Annotated in this window: 14 protein-coding genes and 1 pseudogene; 11 read left to right on the top strand and 4 right to left on the bottom strand. The window is 58.4% G+C overall.

Annotation, left to right across the window (positions count from 1 at the left end; genetic code table 11):
* The first annotated feature begins 187 nt into the window (after nt 1–187).
* The 5 genes and pseudogenes from ccoG to IB244_RS02845 form a co-directional block, all read left to right on the top strand.
* The gene (gene ccoG, locus IB244_RS02865) at nt 188–1,756 is read left to right on the top strand and encodes a cytochrome c oxidase accessory protein CcoG (RefSeq protein WP_192242183.1); all 1,569 of its coding nucleotides are present in this window, start codon (nt 188–190) and stop codon (nt 1,754–1,756) included.
* The gene (locus IB244_RS02860; RefSeq protein ID WP_192242182.1) at nt 1,753–2,238 is read left to right on the top strand and encodes a FixH family protein; all 486 of its coding nucleotides are present in this window, start codon (nt 1,753–1,755) and stop codon (nt 2,236–2,238) included. Before ccoG ends, IB244_RS02860 begins: the two co-directional genes overlap by 4 nt.
* A complete protein-coding gene (locus IB244_RS02855) occupies nt 2,235–4,523 on the top strand; it encodes a cation-translocating P-type ATPase (protein ID WP_192303097.1) in 2,289 nt (762 codons plus the stop codon). The genes IB244_RS02860 and IB244_RS02855 overlap by 4 nt, the downstream gene beginning before the upstream one ends.
* On the top strand, nt 4,520–4,678 hold the full coding sequence (gene ccoS, locus IB244_RS02850) for a cbb3-type cytochrome oxidase assembly protein CcoS (RefSeq protein WP_018860169.1): 159 nt from the start codon (nt 4,520–4,522) through the stop codon (nt 4,676–4,678). The genes IB244_RS02855 and ccoS overlap by 4 nt, the downstream gene beginning before the upstream one ends.
* Before the next feature lie 999 nt (nt 4,679–5,677).
* A pseudogene (locus tag IB244_RS02845) lies at nt 5,678–5,764 on the top strand (transposase); the annotation flags it as partial.
* Between the two features lie 221 nt (nt 5,765–5,985).
* Here IB244_RS02845 and IB244_RS02840 read toward each other — a convergent pair.
* The 4 genes from IB244_RS02840 to IB244_RS02825 form a co-directional block, all read right to left on the bottom strand.
* A complete protein-coding gene (locus IB244_RS02840) occupies nt 5,986–7,281 on the bottom strand; it encodes a M16 family metallopeptidase (protein WP_192303095.1) in 1,296 nt (431 codons plus the stop codon).
* A gap of 21 nt (nt 7,282–7,302) precedes the next feature.
* The gene (locus tag IB244_RS02835) at nt 7,303–9,432 is read right to left on the bottom strand and encodes a peptidase domain-containing ABC transporter (RefSeq protein WP_192303094.1); all 2,130 of its coding nucleotides are present in this window, start codon (nt 9,430–9,432) and stop codon (nt 7,303–7,305) included.
* Complete coding sequence (locus IB244_RS02830; protein WP_192303093.1) at nt 9,429–10,715, bottom strand: HlyD family secretion protein; 1,287 nt, start codon at nt 10,713–10,715, stop codon at nt 9,429–9,431. The genes IB244_RS02835 and IB244_RS02830 overlap by 4 nt, the downstream gene beginning before the upstream one ends.
* A 107-nt stretch (nt 10,716–10,822) precedes the next feature.
* Nucleotides 10,823–11,092 carry a hypothetical protein gene (locus tag IB244_RS02825; protein ID WP_169684050.1) on the bottom strand — a complete coding sequence of 90 codons (270 nt, stop codon included), beginning with the start codon at nt 11,090–11,092 and terminating at the stop codon, nt 10,823–10,825.
* A gap of 909 nt (nt 11,093–12,001) precedes the next feature.
* On the opposite strand from IB244_RS02825, the gene IB244_RS02820 reads away from it, so the two are divergent.
* From IB244_RS02820 to IB244_RS02795, 6 genes are all read left to right on the top strand, one after another.
* The gene (locus tag IB244_RS02820; RefSeq protein ID WP_409564043.1) at nt 12,002–12,196 is read left to right on the top strand and encodes a hypothetical protein; all 195 of its coding nucleotides are present in this window, start codon (nt 12,002–12,004) and stop codon (nt 12,194–12,196) included.
* A 381-nt stretch (nt 12,197–12,577) separates the two neighbouring features.
* Nucleotides 12,578–13,336: a response regulator gene (locus IB244_RS02815; RefSeq protein ID WP_246734285.1), complete on the top strand. Its 759-nt coding sequence runs from the start codon at nt 12,578–12,580 to the stop codon at nt 13,334–13,336.
* 62 nt (nt 13,337–13,398) lie between these two features.
* Nucleotides 13,399–14,520 carry a c-type cytochrome biogenesis protein CcmI gene (gene ccmI / locus IB244_RS02810; protein ID WP_192303092.1) on the top strand — a complete coding sequence of 374 codons (1,122 nt, stop codon included), beginning with the start codon at nt 13,399–13,401 and terminating at the stop codon, nt 14,518–14,520.
* Nucleotides 14,521–14,524: 4 nt separating this feature from the next.
* On the top strand, nt 14,525–14,977 hold the full coding sequence (gene ccmE, locus IB244_RS02805; RefSeq protein WP_192303091.1) for a cytochrome c maturation protein CcmE: 453 nt from the start codon (nt 14,525–14,527) through the stop codon (nt 14,975–14,977).
* Entirely contained in the window at nt 14,974–16,962 is a 1,989-nt protein-coding gene (locus IB244_RS02800) for a heme lyase CcmF/NrfE family subunit (RefSeq protein ID WP_192241324.1), read from the top strand. Before ccmE ends, IB244_RS02800 begins: the two co-directional genes overlap by 4 nt.
* Nucleotides 16,959–17,423, top strand: a complete 465-nt coding sequence (locus IB244_RS02795; protein ID WP_192303090.1) for a cytochrome c-type biogenesis protein CcmH — start codon at nt 16,959–16,961, stop codon at nt 17,421–17,423. The genes IB244_RS02800 and IB244_RS02795 overlap by 4 nt, the downstream gene beginning before the upstream one ends.
* Nucleotides 17,424–17,481 lie beyond the last annotated feature (58 nt).

Below are 17,481 nucleotides of genomic sequence, written 5' to 3'. Positions count from 1 at the left end.
CTCTGCTATGTTTGCTGTGTCTAGTGGAGGTCACATCGCGGACCTCCTTCCGCGATCCCTCCGGGCCACGCCATCTCTTCAGGGCGTGGCCCTCCCTTTTTCGGGAAGCGCCCGGATTATTGATCTGCGTCAAGGAACCGGGAACGGCAAGATGGGAAAACGGCCGGGTGAAATTCGGACGAGCCCAATGAACCTCTACACCGCGCCAGATCCAGACAACGTCGAACGCGTCAATGCCGAGCCGGTCAATGCACGCCGCAATCGCCAGCCGCTTTATGCACCGCGAAAAAAGATATTTCCCAAGCGGGCGGAAGGTCGCTTCCGCAGGTTCAAATGGCTCGTGATGCTGGTTACCCTCGGCATCTACTATGTGTCTCCCTGGATCAGGTGGGACCGTGGCCCTTACGCGCCCGATCAGGCCATCCTGATTGACCTCTCGTCGCGGCGTTTCTTCTTTTTCTTCATCGAGATCTGGCCACAGGAATTCTACTACGTCGCCGGTCTGCTGGTGATGGCAGGTTTCGGGTTGTTCCTGGTTACGTCTGCCATTGGCCGCGCCTGGTGCGGATACGCCTGTCCTCAAACCGTCTGGGTAGACCTTTTCCTTGTTGTCGAGCGGGCGATCGAAGGCGATCGCAACGCGCGAATGAAGCTGGACGCCGGTCCCTGGACGCTCGGCAAGATGCGCAAGCGCATCCTGAAACACACGGTCTGGCTCTTGATCGGCATTGCGACAGGCGGCGCCTGGATTTTCTATTTTGCTGATGCTCCGTCGCTCGCCGTCTCACTGTTTTCCGGCACGGCGCCCATCGTCGCATATGCCACTGTCGCCACACTCACCTTCACGACGTATGTTCTCGGCGGGCTCATGCGAGAGCAGGTCTGTACCTACATGTGCCCGTGGCCGCGTATCCAAGGGGCCATGCTGGACGAGAATTCCCTTGTCGTCACCTACAATGACTGGCGCGGCGAACAACGGTCGCGCCACGCCAAGAAGGCCCAGGCGGCGGGTCAGGCGGTTGGCGACTGTGTCGATTGCAACGCCTGTGTGGCCGTATGCCCGATGGGAATAGACATCCGCGATGGGCAGCAGATGGAATGTATCACCTGCGCGCTCTGCATCGATGCCTGCGACAGCGTCATGGACAAGATCGGAAAGCCGCGCGGGCTGATCGCCTATGCGACGCTCAGTGAATATGCGAGCAACATGGCCATCGCCACTGATGGTGGCAGGGCGCCCGTCCAGCCGGCGAAGGTGCGCAATGTTGATGGAACCTTCATCGCCGGGATCCGCCACTTCAACTGGCGGGCCATCGCTCGGCCCCGGGTGCTATTCTACGCCGTCGTCTGGGCCTCGATCGGCCTGGCCATGCTGATCCACTTGTCGATGCGTGAACGCCTCGAGCTCAACGTCGTCCACGATCGCAATCCGCAGTATGTCCTCGAGAGCGACGGCTCCATTCGCAACGGCTACACGCTTCGAATTCTCAACATGGTTCCCGCTCCGAGGAAGATCGACCTCTCCATCTCGGGTCTGGAAGGTGCGACGATGCGCATTCCGGAACTGAGCAAAACGGAGGCCCGCAACTTCACCATAGCTGCTGCGCCTGACGCGGTCACCGCGCTCAAGGTCTTCGTAACCCGAAAGCAGACCGGCGCCGCCCTCAACGAGTTTCTGTTCTCGATCGAGGACGAAGGCCATTCCGATCGCGCGACCTACCGCGCGGCGTTCAACGCACCAGGAGAGAACAGATGACTGCTCGCACCCATGGCTTCACTGGCCGCCACATGTTGTTCGTCACGTCTGCATTCTTCGGCGTCGTGATCGGGGTGAACGTGACCATGGCGTGGTTGGCCTCGTCCAGCTGGAGCGGTCTCGTCGTGGAAAACACCTATGTGGCCAGCCAGGAATTCAACAAGAAGGCGGCCGCAATAAAGGCGCTGGCGGCTACCGGGATCTCCGGCAGCATCTCGATGTCGCATGGAGTGTTCCACTACAACCTCAAGAACCGTGACGGGTCGCCGGTTGCGGCGGATATAGTTGTCGCCAACTTCAAGCGCCCCGTGGGCGATCACGAGGATTTCAATATCTCGCTCGAAAAGGCTGGCGAAGGCAGCTTCACGACAAGCCGTCACGTGCCTTCTGGCGACTGGATCGTCGAATTGATTTCGCGCCGAGGCGATGCCGTCGTCATGCACGAGGCCGTTCGTTTTGATACTGCGGGGTTCGGCCAATGACCTGCTGCACAATGGACGCCGACGGCGTGCTGGCAATGAGTGCGACATCCTTCAGTTCCGAGGAAGTTACCCTTGCCAGTCACCCACTCGGTTCCGGTCTCTTCCAGCTCGATCTCAGCGTCCCGGATGCTCACTGCGGAGCCTGCATCGCGACGATTGAAAGGGCACTTGCAAAACTGCCCTTCGTTCGCAAGGCGAGAGTAAATCTAACATCCCGTCGCGTCAGTTGCGTATATGCCGACCAGGTTGAGGGGCGCCCGACGGACCCTGCGGAAATCATCAACGCTGTAAATTCGGTGGGCTACCGAGCTCATCTGTTCGCGCCCGTTGCAGCGGAAAACGACAAGACCAGGAACCAGCTTCTTCTGGCGGTTGGCGTCGCAGGATTCGCGGCCGCAAACATCATGCTGCTTTCGGTGTCGGTTTGGTCAGGAGCAGATGCCGCCACCCGCGACATGTTCCATTGGATTTCCGCGATGATCGCAGCACCGGCGCTGGTATACGCAGGTCGCTTCTTCTTCCAGTCGGCATGGAACGCACTGCGGCACGGCCGCACGAACATGGACGTTCCGATCTCGCTCGCGGTGACGCTGTCTTATGCCGTCTCCCTGTGGGAGACGATGCACCACGGCGAGCACGCCTGGTTCGACGCGACAGTCTCGCTGCTCTTTTTCCTTCTTATCGGCAGGACGCTTGACCACATCATGCGAGAGAAGGCGAGGGCCGCGATCAACAGCCTCGCGAGAATCTCTCCGCGTGGCGCTCTCGTGGTGTCCCCCGACGGCTCGCGTCGCTACGTCGCGATCGAAGACATTTCAGTTGGCGACGAAGTCGCCGTTGCTGCCGGCGACCGTATTCCGGTCGATGGTCTCGTCTCCAAGGGGGAGAGCGACCTGGATCTTTCGATCGTCACCGGCGAAAGCAATCCGGTAGCGGTTTCAGAAGGCGCAGCCGTAAGTTCGGGAGCGATGAACCTGACCGGCTCGCTGGTGGTTCGGGCAACGAAGCTCGCCAGGGATTCGTTGCTTGCGGAGATCATCAACCTGATGGAAGCTGCCGAAGGAGGACGCGCGCGTTACCGACGCATCGCTGATCGTGCTGCAGCCTTGTACTCGCCTGTAGTGCATCTGCTTGCCCTCGTCTCATTTCTCGCCTGGGGGTTCCTGGGCGGAGACTGGAAGCAGGCCATGCTTGTGGCGGTGGCCGTTCTTATCATCACTTGCCCCTGCGCACTCGGCCTTGCTGTCCCTGTCGTACAGGTTGTTGCGGCAGGAGAATTGTTCCGGAAGGGAATAATGGTGAAGGATGGCTCGGCGCTGGAACGTCTGGCCGAGATTGACACGGTTGCGTTCGACAAGACAGGAACACTGACGCTCGGAACCCCGCGCCTTGTGAAAACCGTGGCGGACGGCGACGCCGACGTCGCGCTCGCGGCGGGGATGGCACTCCACTCCAGGCACCCGCTCTCTCAAGCCCTTGCCCGCGGCACCCCGATAGCTCCCATGCCGTTCGATCGCGTGAGCGAGATCCCGGGCGGCGGTCTGGAAGCACGTCACGGAGACGGGCACTACCGTCTGGGTAGTGCTGCCTTCGCCTGTGCGCAAACCTCAAATTCGGCCTCGCCCGATAGTCCCCTTTCGGAGGTTGTCCTTACGAGCGACGGCGTCGTGAAAGCTCGCTTCTTCTTCGAAGACGTGGTGCGGCCGGGCGCGGAAGAGACGATCGCCAGACTTGATGAAGGACGTTTTGAAACATTCATCTTCTCGGGTGATCGTCAGTCTGTCGTCGACGCTACGGCGGCCAAGCTTGGCGTTCGTCGTGCAGTCGGCGCCTTGTCGCCAAAGCAGAAAGTCGACGAATGCGAGACCCTGAACGAAAGTGGACGACGGGTCTTTATGGTCGGGGATGGTATCAACGACGCGCCGGCGCTTGCCGCTGCGCATGTTTCCATGGCGCCGGCTTCGGCCTCTGATATCGGGCGCCAAGCCGCTGATCTCGTGTTCTTTACCGAACGCCTCGATGCAGTTACCGAGGCTATCCAGATCGCACGACAATCGGCGGCATTGATTAGGCAGAATTTCGCCCTGGCGATCGGCTATAACGTGCTGGCGGTTCCGATTGCCATAGCTGGTCTCGCCACGCCCCTGATTGCCGCGGTTGCCATGTCCACCTCTTCCATCATCGTCGTGACAAACGCTCTCCGTCTCACTGCCTTTGGAACCCGTCCCTTATCGCGGCTTTCAAGGGAGCCAGTTGCGCTCGTCAAGGAGACAAAGACGGCATGAACATGCTCATCTACCTCATACCGATTGCCCTCTTCATGGGGGGCATCGGCCTCGCGGCTTTTCTCTGGTCGCTGAAGAGCGGCCAGTATGACGATTTACAAGGTGCAGCATGGCGAGTGCTCGCCGACGACGAGGCCGATAGCTCGAAACCGTGAAAAGGCATGGAACTCGATCGCTTAAGTTCGTTGTCCACCTTTCCAAATGTCGCCCAAATTGGCCCCGCCTCTTACGAGCGGGGCTTTTGTCTGGCGATCATCATCCGTACACAGAACGCGATCCGGTTTCGATCCTAGGCGTCGAATAGCGACGACGGCAACTCAACAGTTATTCGGCTCGGTCCCGCGAGGCGGATTGCCACGGCTTCTCGCAGGAGAGCAAAACGAAGCTCCAATGCGGTGATCTCCGGCGACGTTGGCAGCTTGGTCAATTCAGTTGCGAAAAGGTCGAACTCCCTTCCGAGCGAGGTTTCATCAAAAGGTGTGTTCACTTGCTCTCGACCGATGTTTGCTTGAAGACTCAACCGCCATGGACTTACAGCGAGTGCTGCGAATGCGCTAAACCTGCGAGTGGTCATGCTGAATATCCAATTAACAATCTCGCGGGCGGCGTAGAAAATTGGGCCGGTTCCGGAAGCTCCGAGGGGTTTTCACGCGAGGGGGCGTGCCGGAGCATCCCGGTGTCCGGTGAGTTTTGGACGGCACAAGTTATGCGGGACAGGGCGGGCTTGGATAGTGGACAAAGGTCCTGAAGCCATCAGACCCGAGTCCGATCTGTTTCGGACTAAGGTCTGATATTGTGGACTTGAACGCATCAAAGCTTCCTTTCCAGTCAGTCGCAAACTCCGGCCCTGCTTGTGAAACGAAATTTAGCAGCCAAAGCGCTGCGTCTTCATCGGTATTGCGAATTCAACTGACTATCTTATTGATCCGAGGGGGAAGGGGCGAATCTTCCGGTCGAGGTCACGGCAATCGACCTTCACGGTTTTTCGCATCGAACTCCAGTTCGCGGCCCTCGGAACCGGGCCGGCGCTGACGCATGCGGATTTCGTCGTGATGTAAGCAACGATCGACACCGTTGGTTGACCGCTATTGCGCAAGCCACCCTAGGCTTTATTCGAAAATCCGTTGGCGAAGGCATTGAAGCGATCAGACGGATCGAAGGGCGGACGTCCGCCGTTTCCGGCGGTGCTGATGTTCAAGATCCGGGTCTTGCAGGCGCTCTACAACCTCTCGGACGACCAGGCCGCGTTGCGCACCAGCGGCGGCGACGCCGCTCCTGACGGTTGCGAGCTCCGTCATCAGCCGATCGAACAATGACGTCTTGCTTGTCCGTCGTCCCGTACCCTCCGATGCTCCCGGCCTGATCCCAAGGACGAATTCGGCCAGCACTTCCTGCTGACCCGCAAGGCACGCGATATCAATCCGGCCGACCTGTGGTCGCCAACCGTCACCCCATAGCCAATTTACCGATCGGAGGACGTGCTCCCGAGCACCGACCTGATTGCGGTCAGCATCACCTCTTCGTAGTCAATGGGCTCTGGTTGACCGACAACAGCGATTGTGGGTTTCGCCATATCAATCAGTGTCGATGCGGCCTCCCTCACATCTCGCGTCGTGACGCTTCGAATTCGATTGATCTCATCTTCCGGGGATACGATCGTACCAAATGACAGCATAGACGTGCCTACCATGCGGGCCGCGTCAAACGGTGTTTCCCGGGCGCGGACCAGGTTGACGAGGCATTTGTTTCTTCCACGATGTACGGCCTCGTCATTGTCCGCCGCTGCCATCTTCGAAAGTTCAATGCCCATCAGCCGGAGGGCATCTTCAACATGAGTTGCCGATGTCGCCGCATACATGCCGAATAGACCGAAGTCGGAACCGTGTTCTGACCACGCTCCGACCTCATACGCCAGACCGTGGTCCCGCCGGATTGATCTGAACAAGGGGGACGACATTCCCGTTCCCAATGCCTCCGCAAGGACTTGAACCGCGTAGCGATGACGGTCACCTGCCCATGCCGTTGGAAATGCGCAGGCTACGATAGACTGACTTAACTCCGATCGGGTCTGTAAAAAAAGTCCGCCTGAGTAGGCCGCCTTGGGTGCTTCTTTGCGCGTTCGGCTGGAGACCAGCATAGGATCCAGAAACCGGTTGGCAAGCACAACCAAATCGTGGTGGGATATGCCGCCAGCCGCTATCAGTATCATGTTTTCAGGCTGATAGTTCTCGATGACGAAATCCATCAGATCTGCTCGGCTTAGCCGTGCCACTGTCTCTGGGGTGCCCAGAACTGATTTTCCGAGGCTCTGATCGGGATAGGCCCTCTGTGCCAACCCCGCCAGCGCGCTGACCGCGGCATCATCCTGGGCTTGCAGAATTTCTTGTAGAATGATCTGTCTCTCGACATCCATATCCTCGGGGTCGAGTCGAGGGGATATCACTACCTCTGTCAGGATCGCGACCGCTTCAGGAAGCATTTCCTTCAGCCCCTCAACATAATAGAGCGTGTAGTCCTTGCCCGTAACCGCGTTGATTGTCGCCCCGAGGCTTTCAATCCGCTGTGTAATCTCATCGGACGCGTGGTGCCGCGTGCCCTTGAATGCCATGTGTTCGAGAAAATGGGCGGTTCCGTGAGCGGCTCCATCCACCCTGGAACCAGCCCGGATCATAATTGCGACCACGGCGCTTTCAAAATCCCTGAACGCGATCGAGACAACTTGAAGGCCGTTTGCAAGGCAGGAGTAGTCAATATTCATGGCAACTCCAAATTCTATCGCTCAGTCAAATCTTTTGCAGGATTTTTTGATGTCCCTGGGCACTACCGTTATCTGGCCATTATTGACTTCGATCAGCGTTGTAGCGCGATTCATCAGTGCTGGCCTATGCGCAATCACAATGCGGGTGATGGTCATCTCCGACAAAATATCCGCTATGGCTTCTTCTGCTCGTTCATCCAGATTTGCCGTACCTTCGTCCAACAGAAGAAGCTGCGGCTGCCGGTACAAAGCCCGCGCCAACAGCACGCGTTGACGTTGTCCTCCCGAGAGCGAGGACCCCATATCCCCTATAAGTGATCGATATTGCATAGGCATGCGAATTATATCGTCATGAACTCTCGCCGCCCTAGCTGCTTCGATAACACGATCCATACTAAGATCAGCTTGAAAGAACGCGATGTTGTCGGCAATAGAGCCGGACAAAAGGCGATCGTCTTGCATGACTGCGCCAATCTGGCGCCGGTATAATTGCCAATGTTGCGGAGATACTGGACTTCCATTGACGAGCACTTTGCCGGAGACGGGATAGTGCAAGCCCAGGAGAACTTTGAACAGGGTGGTTTTGCCGCCCCCTGACGGACCCGTGATCGCCACGAATTCTCCGGGCTCGATTTTGAAGTTTACGCTGTCCAGAATAAGTGGTTCAGCCGAGGCATAACGAAAGGACACGTTCACCATTTCAAGTGTGCCAATCGTCTTGTCGTAGGAAACTCCCAGCTCGTCTGCCACTTCCGTAGGGGTTGTGACGATGTCAGCCAAGCGGTCCAGATGCACTTTCAGAAGCCTGAACTGAACGATCTCACCGACGAGCGAGGCAATCCTGTCGCTGAAGGTTTGCCGGAATGAGAGAAAGGCCATTAGCATGCCGATCGAGAAGCCACTACCGGTGAGTATTAGCCGAGCGCCGACATAGACAACAGCGACGCTCTGCAGGCCGATAATGGCTGATTGAATTGCTTTGAGGACGACCTCGAGGCGGTCAAATCGCAATGCGGTATTGATCGCTTCGGCGTAACGGTTCCGCCAGTTGGCCTCGCGATCTATCTCACCGCCAAGGACCTTGATGGTAGTGGCGCCGCGCACAGTCTCCATCAGATAGGACTGTTCTACCGCGGAGCTAATGAGTTGCTCGTTAGATCTCTCTTTCATAAGGGGATAGAAAAAAGCTGTGACAAACAGATAAATCAACAGTGAAAACAACACTACAACAGCGAGTTGCGTTGAATAGGCAAGCAATATTATGGCGGCAACAATCGCCATCGTGCCATCGATCGCCACGCCGACCATTCCGTGTGTCAAGGCTTCCTGTATAGACTTGGTCGAGCCCATTCGGGACAAGATATCTCCGATATGACGCTTCTCGAAGAACGAGGCAGGTAAGCGGAGGAGGTGCCGAAATATGTTACCGACGATCTGATAGAGAACAGTGGCTGCTAATACGTGCAGGCTCCAATTGCGTAGGGCCTCGGTCAGAGCGTAAACGACGACCAGAAGGGCGAAACCCACTGCCACCACGGCGAGGAAATCGAGGTCACCTTGCTCTACTGCTTGGTCGATGACCAATTGGATCTGAAAAGGGATAGCGAACGCTGCCACCTGGAGAGTGGCAGAAAGCGCCAACACCTGTAGGGCGACAGGCCAAACGCCTGTTATCTTGGACCAGAGATGCGATGGCTTGAGAGGGGAAAGTGCGGCTATCCTGGAGAAATCGGCGCTTGGGGTGAGCTCAAGCACAACGCCAGTGAAATGGTCAGAGAGGGCGTCTCTCGACAATGTCCGTATCCCGAAAGCGGGATCGTGGACGACTGCTCTTCTTCGGCCGATCCGTTTCAGGACAACAAAGTGATTGAGGTCCCAATGGAGGATCGCGGGCAATTTGACCCTGGACAGGGTGTGGATTTCTGTCCGGAAAGCCCTTGGGGCGAGATGCATCTGGCTGGTGATGTGCATCAAGGTCCTTAGGGTCATCCCGTTCTGAGAAACCTCGAACCGCTGACGAAAGCCGTTTAGATCCATGCCATGACCGTAATACCGGCAGATCATCGCGACACATGCCAAACCACACTCAGCTTGTTCTGCGGTCTGAACGATCGGCAAGCGGTCGGGAAGTCGAGGCAATAGACGGTTCATTGTAGCCGTCTCACGGCATATATGGGATCGAGCAGCCACTCGAAAAGAGTTCGTCGCTCAATGACCAGGTCTGCGGACAGAAGCATTCCCGGACGGATCTGAATCTGATGCCCATAAGCCCGGATTTGGGTGCCGGCCAAGGTGGCTCTTACTCGAAAGGCCGGCTCCTTCGGCGTGACGCCGGGTGTAGAAATTTCGCCGGGTGCGAGTATCGTTCGCGATACGGATCGGACCGTTGCCTTGGCTGTCCCAAATTTTTGATAGGGAAACGCCTGGTATCGTACGCGAACTTCCTGCCCGGCCACCACAAAACCCGCGGCGCGGGATGGAAAATATAATTCAACTTCCAGCGCGCTACCTGCGGGGGCGATGACAGCAAGCGTCGCTCCGGCCGCCACGTCCTGTCCAACCATCACCGGGACGGCGACAACTTGGCCGCTAACAGGCGCGGTGACTTCGTAAGAATTCAACAACGCCGTCTTAAGTTGCTTTTGCTCCAATTCGGCGTCGATCGCGCGCGCTTTCGCCGCTGACGCCTTTATCTCGAATGGCAGGCCGTCCAAATTCGCTCTGACGTCCGTTATCCGACTTTCGAGATCCAAATTGGTTCCTTGGGCTTCGGAGAGATCCTGCTGAGCGATCAGGAGTTCGAGCTGCGCCTTTTCTCCATCTGTCGCTGTTATCGCGCCCTTCAGAACGAGTTGAGCGGTTCTAGCTGCTCGGGTTTCGAGAAGGGCAACCCGCCGCATTATCGTCTGCTCGTGTTGTTTTGCCACCTCCAGTGCTGACTCCAGGACCCCAATCTGTCCCGATAGACGGGACTGTTCTGTTCTGAGCTTTTCAAGTGAAAGTCTCTCTTGCTCTCGGTTAGAGTCGATTTCAACGCCCGCGCTGCGCCAAAGCATTCGGCCAACATCGTTTGACTGAAAAGATGACGTCACCTTCATCATCGCAACCTTTGAACCGGCATCGACATCGGTCCCATCGTCGATGCTGAGGCTTTCGACAATTCCTCCATGCCGCGCCTGTATCCGGATCAGGCCCGCTTGAGGCACAACCCACCCTTCAACAACCTCGATCCGTGAATAGGTCGCCATGGTAACAAACACTGCCGCCGTTAGAATGGTCGAAAACAGCACAGCGCCCAACAGCGTGAAAGAAAGCGGGATTGCTAATTGTACCTCGCCTTTAAGGCCGTCGCGCTGGCTGACAAACACCTCATCGCGGAACACATTGGGTGGGTCACGATCCGCTGGGCTTTGCTCTGAATCGTTCTTCTGCAATCGCGCTTCCGGCGGCCTAGGAAAAGAACCAGTCCCACTAACGCTAGTTTGCACTGGGAGGGGACGCGTCCCCCCAGTGCTCAGCGTCAGCTATTTTGGGAGCGGCGCTATTTTTTGCCGCCACCGCCACTCAGCCCACCCCGTATTCCACCCGCAATGGCGCCTCCGACACCACCAGCTATCGCCCCGTGGCTGATACTTCCCCCGACGGACGCAGCGCCAGCCGCTCCCCCGATCGCGCCGGAAAAGCCGCCGATAGCGGCGCCTTTGGCGGCGTCGCCAATTCTGCCTCCGCCGTAAACGACATCAAGCATCTCATCCGAAAGCGGCTGGAAGTCGTCATCTACAGTGATGTCTGTCGAAAGCGCATGCTGCATTGTCTCTTCCTCTCATTTTTCTACTGATTGAAGAATCTCGCGACGGGGCCATAGAGCAGGACAGCAAGTGCGACTACGATTGATATTGCGATCACGTTGACGTTCATTCCGATGTATTGCAGCGCAATACAAGCAAGGACCGTGAATGAGACAGTCCAGAAAACTTGTAGCGCGAGACTTACAATTCTGACGTACATCTTTTCACTCCAAACTGCGTTGCAAATGGAATGCGAGGACGTAGAGGCTTATTCTGATGATATTCTTTACCGACGTCACCACTTGCTCACGTCGCGTCCTTACCATTTGAATAGTGTCGAAGGAGTTCCAGGTTTCATATCCGTAGAACTACCAATGAGAGTATCGTTAACGTTCTCCTGTAGATGGATCGCATGCTGCGGCAATCAGCGGTTCGTATCCTCGGGAGGTGACTCTCGTCACGCGTCGCTTCAGCAGGAGCCGCGCTTTCTCGGCCGGCGATATCCAGGCTCGGACATCGCGCTTCATCGTCGAGGAGCCGTTCTACTATGAGAGCAGTTCCAGTGGCGGCCATACTTGCTTGAGTGCCGGAATGGGCGGCCGCAAAGCGGGCAGGTGATACGGCCTGCCGAGAAGCTGGCTTCGAAGAACGGGCCTCCACCTAGCTCCCATTACAGACGGGACAGCGATACTTATCGCATCGAGATCGATATAGCGAAGTTCAGGAACACATTCTCCGCGGACACTCAGGATGAGGTTTTCTGCCTTTTCAATGCCCTGTGGGCGTTGGGAATGATTGAGGACATTTCGATCCCACTCTGACTGGCGGCGAACACATGAGTATCATCGCGGGCTTTCAGTGATGGCCAATTTCAGTCCGTCTATCCGTTTGCAATCTCCGAGCTCTTCAGGAGCCGCAATTGCATCACGCTCATGGATGAGCCAGACGCCTTCCTTCATCCTGAGTGGCAATCCGATTTTCTCGGACAGACGCACGCCATCTCTGATGATGGCACTCGCACCAAGCACATCCTTATCACATGCCATAACGCGCTTACGGTCGAGACGAAGGTGGCGAGCAACATCCGCATGCTCGAGTTCAACGGGGAAAAGACAGAGGCGAACTGATAAGGTCACTATCTGCCGGGCTGATAACGTTCACAGAGGAAAAGCTCAGCTCGACATCACCCATGTATTAAAGAATACGACCGGACCAGTCCTGTTCATTGAGGGAGTAACGGACGAAATTATACTCGAAACTGCTTGGACCAAATTCTACCCAGACGCTCCCCGCCCATTCGATATCCAAGGGACTTTTGGTTGCGGTTCCCGGGGCGCTGTTGCGAGAGGGCTCCATCTACGCAAATCATCCAGGTCGACCCTTTTCGGGCTATCTGATTTCGATGAGGCGTATAGCCAGATGTTTTTGCGGACAGGAAAGCGCAACCGGCATCAACTGCCTGCGAACCGGTGGCATTGTCCCTCATCCTACGTTATCTGGATGGAAGGATGACAGCAGGGCACAAGGCACAGATGGACGCTGACCGTATTCTGGTCGTCGACGATGACGCGCGCATAAGACAGATGCTAGTTCGCTATTTTGAGGACAACGGATTCCGCGTGACGGCCGTCGGTAACGGCACAGCCATGCGCTCCGAATTGGCAAGGGAATCCTACGCGGCCATATTCCTCGACCTGGTACTGCCGAACGGAGAGAACGGTCTCGAACTGCTGCGTGAGCTTCGTGGCACCTCTGACGTGCCGGTCCTGATGCTGACCGGGCAGGACGATGTCACCGACAAGGTGGTTGGACTTGAGGTCGGCGCCGACGATTACATTGCCAAGCCCTTCCATCTCAGAGAGCTTCTTGCGAGGCTTAGGACCGTGCTGAGAAGACGCACCTCCTCGGGCCTGCCTTCCAAGTCCGGCGCCCTCGACGAGGAAAGCCTGGAGTTCGAAGGCTGGAGGCTCGACGTCTCGCGAAGGCGGCTCACCTCTCCCCTCGGCGCCGACGTGTCCCTGACCACCGGCGAGTTCGACATGTTGCTCGTGTTTGTCCGCAACCGGGGTCGTGTGCTGTCGCGGGACAAGCTCATGGACCTGACCCGAAACCGGAATCTCGAGGCCTTCGACCGGGCGATCGACGCCCAGATCGTCCGGCTTCGCAAGAAGATCGAGACAGATCCCAAGAGCCCGGAGCTCATACAATCCGTACGCGGCGTGGGTTATGTGTTTACGGGGCGGCCAAGCTACTCTTCCAGTATTTGATCTTCGTCAATGTGTGCCTTGCGGGTTTGGCTATTTTCCGACCAGCAACGGCGTCAGGAAAAATGACTATCTGGATCCTCTTCGCGGTGATGACGACCGCAACAACAGCCATACTGCTGCATCCACTTTCTTCGGGGCGCGCTCGGCCGATACAAGCAAGGAGAGCCGACAACCTCTACCGAAAGCAGCTTCTGGAACTCGAAAACGAGCTTGCATCCGGAGACATTCTGCCAACTGAATACGAGTTGGCCCGGGCAGAGACAGCGCGGCGCCTTTTCAAGGAGAGCGAAGCGCCAGAACGCCGTTTATCGGTAAAACGGCCCGGTTACTGGCTCCGTCCTGTCGTCGTCGCATTTCTTCCCTTGCTGAGTGTCGGACTGTACGTCTCCCTTGGATCACCTGACATGCCCTCACGCCCCCTGCAAGCAAGGCTGGCAGATCCAGGACAGGATTTTGCAATTCTTGTAAGGAAGACCGAAGACCATCTTTCTCGCAGCCCGAATGACGGCCGCGGATGGGACGTTATAGCACCTGTCTATCTCCGAATGGGCCGTGCAGCCGATTCGGAGCGAGCTTACCGGAACGCGCTTCGTCTCCTCGGACCGCAGGTTTCGAGGCTCGAGGGACTGGCGGCGGCGTTGATAACGCAGTCTGGCGGGGCGGTTGCCGAGGACCTTCATGCGGTCCTCTTGCAGATACTGGCTATTGAACCTGACAATCCACGCGCAAAATTCTATCTGGCACTCGGCCAGGAGCAGGCTGGCAGTCAGGCTGAAGCAAGGAGTGCTTTCGAGGCGATAGCCAGGAGTTCTCCGGCAGATGCCCCCTGGCTGCCGCTCGTCAACGAGCACATTGCCAAGAATGGAGGCCCTATTGCCGCCACAGGGAGAAAGGGGTCGGACCGACCAAAAGGCGAGCGCGGCCTTTCGACCACACAGAGCCCTGATGCGGCAGAGCCGCAGCACACGATACAGGCGATGGTCGAAAGCCTTGATAGCAGGCTTCGGGCTGAGCCCAACAATTTCGACGGCTTCATGCGGCTTGTGCGTTCTTATGCCGTGCTGAACGAAAGAACACGCGCGGTCGAGGCGTTGCAGCGCGGGCTCGCGGTCTTCCCTGCGACGGGCGAACAGGGAAAGCAACTGGTCGCACTGGCGCGCGAACTTGGCATTGAGAGGGAATGACGGAATGACACGCAAGCAAAAGCGCCTGGCGGTGATCGGCGGCGGCATGAGCTTCATCATTGCGGCGGTGCTTCTCGTCATGTTCGCCTTCAGCCAGTCGGTGGCCTATTTCTACATGCCTTCCGATCTGGCGAAAACGCCGGTGGCACCGGAAACCCGTATACGTCTCGGTGGCCTGGTGGGCGAGGGCAGTATCGTGCGCGGGAAAGGATCGACAGTTCGATTCGCGGTCACCGACCCCAGCGGAGAGAGCGTCAGCGTCACGTACGCCGGCATTCTCCCAGATCTGTTCCGGGAGGGGCAGGGCGTGGTGACCGAAGGCCGGTTCGAAGGGGCGAGCCATGAATTCGTCGCCGATACGGTACTGGCCAAGCACGACGAGAAATATATGCCGAAGGAAGTTGCCGACAAGTTGAAAGAGCAAGGGCTGTGGCAACACGCGGGAGAACCGCAATGATCATCGAGATCGGCCACTATGCCCTGATCCTGGCGCTGGCGACGGCGCTCGTGGTTTCCATCGTGCCGGTGATCGGTGCAAGGCGCCTCGACCGTGCGATGATGGATCTGGCCTCTGTCGGGTCGCTGGCGATGTTCGCGCTGGTGGCGTTCTCCTTCGGAGTCCTGACCTACGCCCACGTCGTCTCCGACTTCTCTGTCGCCAACGTCTGGGAGAACTCCCATTCGCTTGTGCCGCTGCTGTTCAAGTTGTCAGGCGTCTGGGGCAATCACGAGGGCTCGATGATGCTCTGGCTGCTGATCCTGGTGCTGTTCAGCGCCCTGGTCGCGGTCTTCGGACGGAATTTGCCCGATACGCTGCGGGCAAACGTGCTCGCCGTGCAGGCCTGGATATCGGTCGCCTTCATCCTGTTCATCCTGCTGACCTCCAACCCCTTCATGCGACTGGATCCGGCCCCGGCCGAGGGGAAGGACCTCAACCCGGTGCTGCAGGACGTCGGTCTGGCGATCCACCCGCCGCTGCTCTACCTCGGCTATGTCGGCTTCTCCGTCTGTTTCTCCTTTGCCGTGGCTGCCCTTCTCGAAGGCCGCATCGATGCCGCCTGGGCGCGCTGGGTGCGGCCCTGGACGCTGGCTGCCTGGACGTTCCTGACGCTCGGCATCGCCATGGGCTCCTACTGGGCCTATTACGAGCTCGGCTGGGGTGGCTGGTGGTTCTGGGATCCGGTCGAGAATGCCTCCTTCATGCCCTGGCTTGCCGGGACCGCGCTGCTGCATTCGGCGCTCGTCATGGAAAAGCGCGAGGCGCTGAAGATCTGGACGGTGCTGCTTGCCATCCTGACCTTCTCGCTGTCGCTGATGGGCACGTTCCTCGTGCGCTCGGGGGTCCTGACCTCGGTGCACGCCTTTGCCAGCGATCCGACCCGCGGCGTCTTCGTCCTGTTCATTCTGCTGATCTTCATCGGCGGGTCGCTGTCGCTCTTTGCCTTCCGCGCGCCGCAGCTGTCGGCCGGCGGCTTGTTTGCGCCGATCTCGCGCGAAGGGGCGCTTGTCCTCAACAACCTGATCCTCACCGTCGCCTGCGGCACGGTGCTGACAGGCACGCTCTATCCGCTGCTTTTGGAGACGCTGACCGGCGACAAGATCTCGGTCGGGCCGCCCTTCTTCAACATGACCTTCGGCCTGCTGATGGCGCCGCTGCTGGTCATCGTTCCCTTTGGCCCGCTGCTGGCCTGGAAGCGCGGCGATCTGCTCGCTGTTCTGCAGCGGCTCTATCTGGTCGCGATTCTGGCGTTTGTTGTTGCGGTGGTCTTCTTCTATGTCCAGCACGGCGGTCCCGTGCTTGCCGTGCTTGGCCTAGCTGCGGCGCTGTTCCTGATCTTCGGCGCGATCGCCGATCTGTGGTATCGCGCCGGCGTCGGCAAGGTCGCGGCCTCGGTCGCCTGGAGACGCCTTGCCGGCCTGCCGCGCTCGGCCTTCGGCACGGCGCTCGCGCATGCCGGGCTTGGCGTTGCCGTCCTTGGCATCGTCGCGGTGACCACCTTCGAAACCGAGCATGTCATCGAGATGAAGCCCGGCCAGACGGTCGAAGCCGGCGGCTACGCCGTGCGGTTCGACGGCATGAAGCCGGCGACCGGACCGAACTACAGCGAAGAGCGCGGTCACTTCACCATCGGCCGCGGCGGCGTCGAGGTTGCCGATGTCTGGTCGTCCAAGCGGATCTACACGGCGCGGCAGATGCCGACGACGGAAGCCGGCATCGTGACGTTCGGGCTGAGCCAGCTCTATGTGTCGCTCGGCGATCCGACGAACGACGGGGGCATGGTCGTACGCATCTGGTGGAAGCCCTTCATTCTCTGCATCTGGGGTGGCGCGGTGATCATGGCGATCGGCGGCTTCGTGTCGCTGAGCGACCGGCGCCTGCGTGTCGGGGCGCCGAACCGCAGGGCAAAGCCGCTGCGTCCTGCCATGGAGCCGGCCGAATGATGAGGCGTCTGCTCCTGGTGATAGCGATAGTTCTGTCGGCCGCGCCGGCCTTTGCCGTCAATCCGGACGAGGTTCTTGCCGATCCGGCGCTCGAGGCGCGCGCCCGGGCGATCTCCGCCGAACTGCGCTGCATGGTCTGCCAGAACCAGTCGATCGACGATTCCAATGCCGAGCTTGCGAAGGACCTGCGCCTCCTGGTGCGCGAGCGGCTGACCGATGGCGATACGAACGAGCAGGTGATGAACTACATCGTCTCGCGCTACGGCGAGTTCGTGCTGTTGAAGCCGCGCTTCGAGACGAAGACGATCCTTTTGTGGGGCGCGCCGCTCCTGCTCGTCGTCGCAGGCGGGCTGTCGCTGATCGTCTTCGCGCGGCGTCGCGTGGAGGTGCCGACCGGCAGTCGCCTCAGCGAAGAGGAAGAGAAAAAACTCGACCGACTTATGCATGGCGATGGTCTTTGACTGAGATCAATGTTGAACTGCTTTGCTCATTCTACCGTCGTGCCAGCAGCATTCCGGA

The organism is Rhizobium sp. RHZ02, assembly GCF_014851575.1.
GTDB classification, from domain to species: domain Bacteria; phylum Pseudomonadota; class Alphaproteobacteria; order Rhizobiales; family Rhizobiaceae; genus Rhizobium; species Rhizobium altiplani.
This window is presented reverse-complemented; position numbering and strand designations above follow the sequence as displayed.

Coding starts and splice junctions, on each gene's coding strand:
- IB244_RS02825 (WP_169684050.1), bottom strand. CDS start 11,092: ATGCAGCATGCGCTTTCGACAGACATCACTGTAGATGACGACTTCCAG.
- IB244_RS02795 (WP_192303090.1), top strand. CDS start 16,959: ATGATGAGGCGTCTGCTCCTGGTGATAGCGATAGTTCTGTCGGCCGCG.
- ccmE (WP_192303091.1), top strand. CDS start 14,525: ATGACACGCAAGCAAAAGCGCCTGGCGGTGATCGGCGGCGGCATGAGC.
- ccoS (WP_018860169.1), top strand. CDS start 4,520: ATGAACATGCTCATCTACCTCATACCGATTGCCCTCTTCATGGGGGGC.
- IB244_RS02855 (WP_192303097.1), top strand. CDS start 2,235: ATGACCTGCTGCACAATGGACGCCGACGGCGTGCTGGCAATGAGTGCG.
- IB244_RS02820 (WP_409564043.1), top strand. CDS start 12,002: ATGGATGAGCCAGACGCCTTCCTTCATCCTGAGTGGCAATCCGATTTT.
- ccmI (WP_192303092.1), top strand. CDS start 13,399: ATGACTATCTGGATCCTCTTCGCGGTGATGACGACCGCAACAACAGCC.
- IB244_RS02835 (WP_192303094.1), bottom strand. CDS start 9,432: ATGAACCGTCTATTGCCTCGACTTCCCGACCGCTTGCCGATCGTTCAG.
- IB244_RS02840 (WP_192303095.1), bottom strand. CDS start 7,281: ATGAATATTGACTACTCCTGCCTTGCAAACGGCCTTCAAGTTGTCTCG.
- IB244_RS02860 (WP_192242182.1), top strand. CDS start 1,753: ATGACTGCTCGCACCCATGGCTTCACTGGCCGCCACATGTTGTTCGTC.
- IB244_RS02815 (WP_246734285.1), top strand. CDS start 12,578: ATGACAGCAGGGCACAAGGCACAGATGGACGCTGACCGTATTCTGGTC.
- IB244_RS02800 (WP_192241324.1), top strand. CDS start 14,974: ATGATCATCGAGATCGGCCACTATGCCCTGATCCTGGCGCTGGCGACG.
- ccoG (WP_192242183.1), top strand. CDS start 188: ATGAACCTCTACACCGCGCCAGATCCAGACAACGTCGAACGCGTCAAT.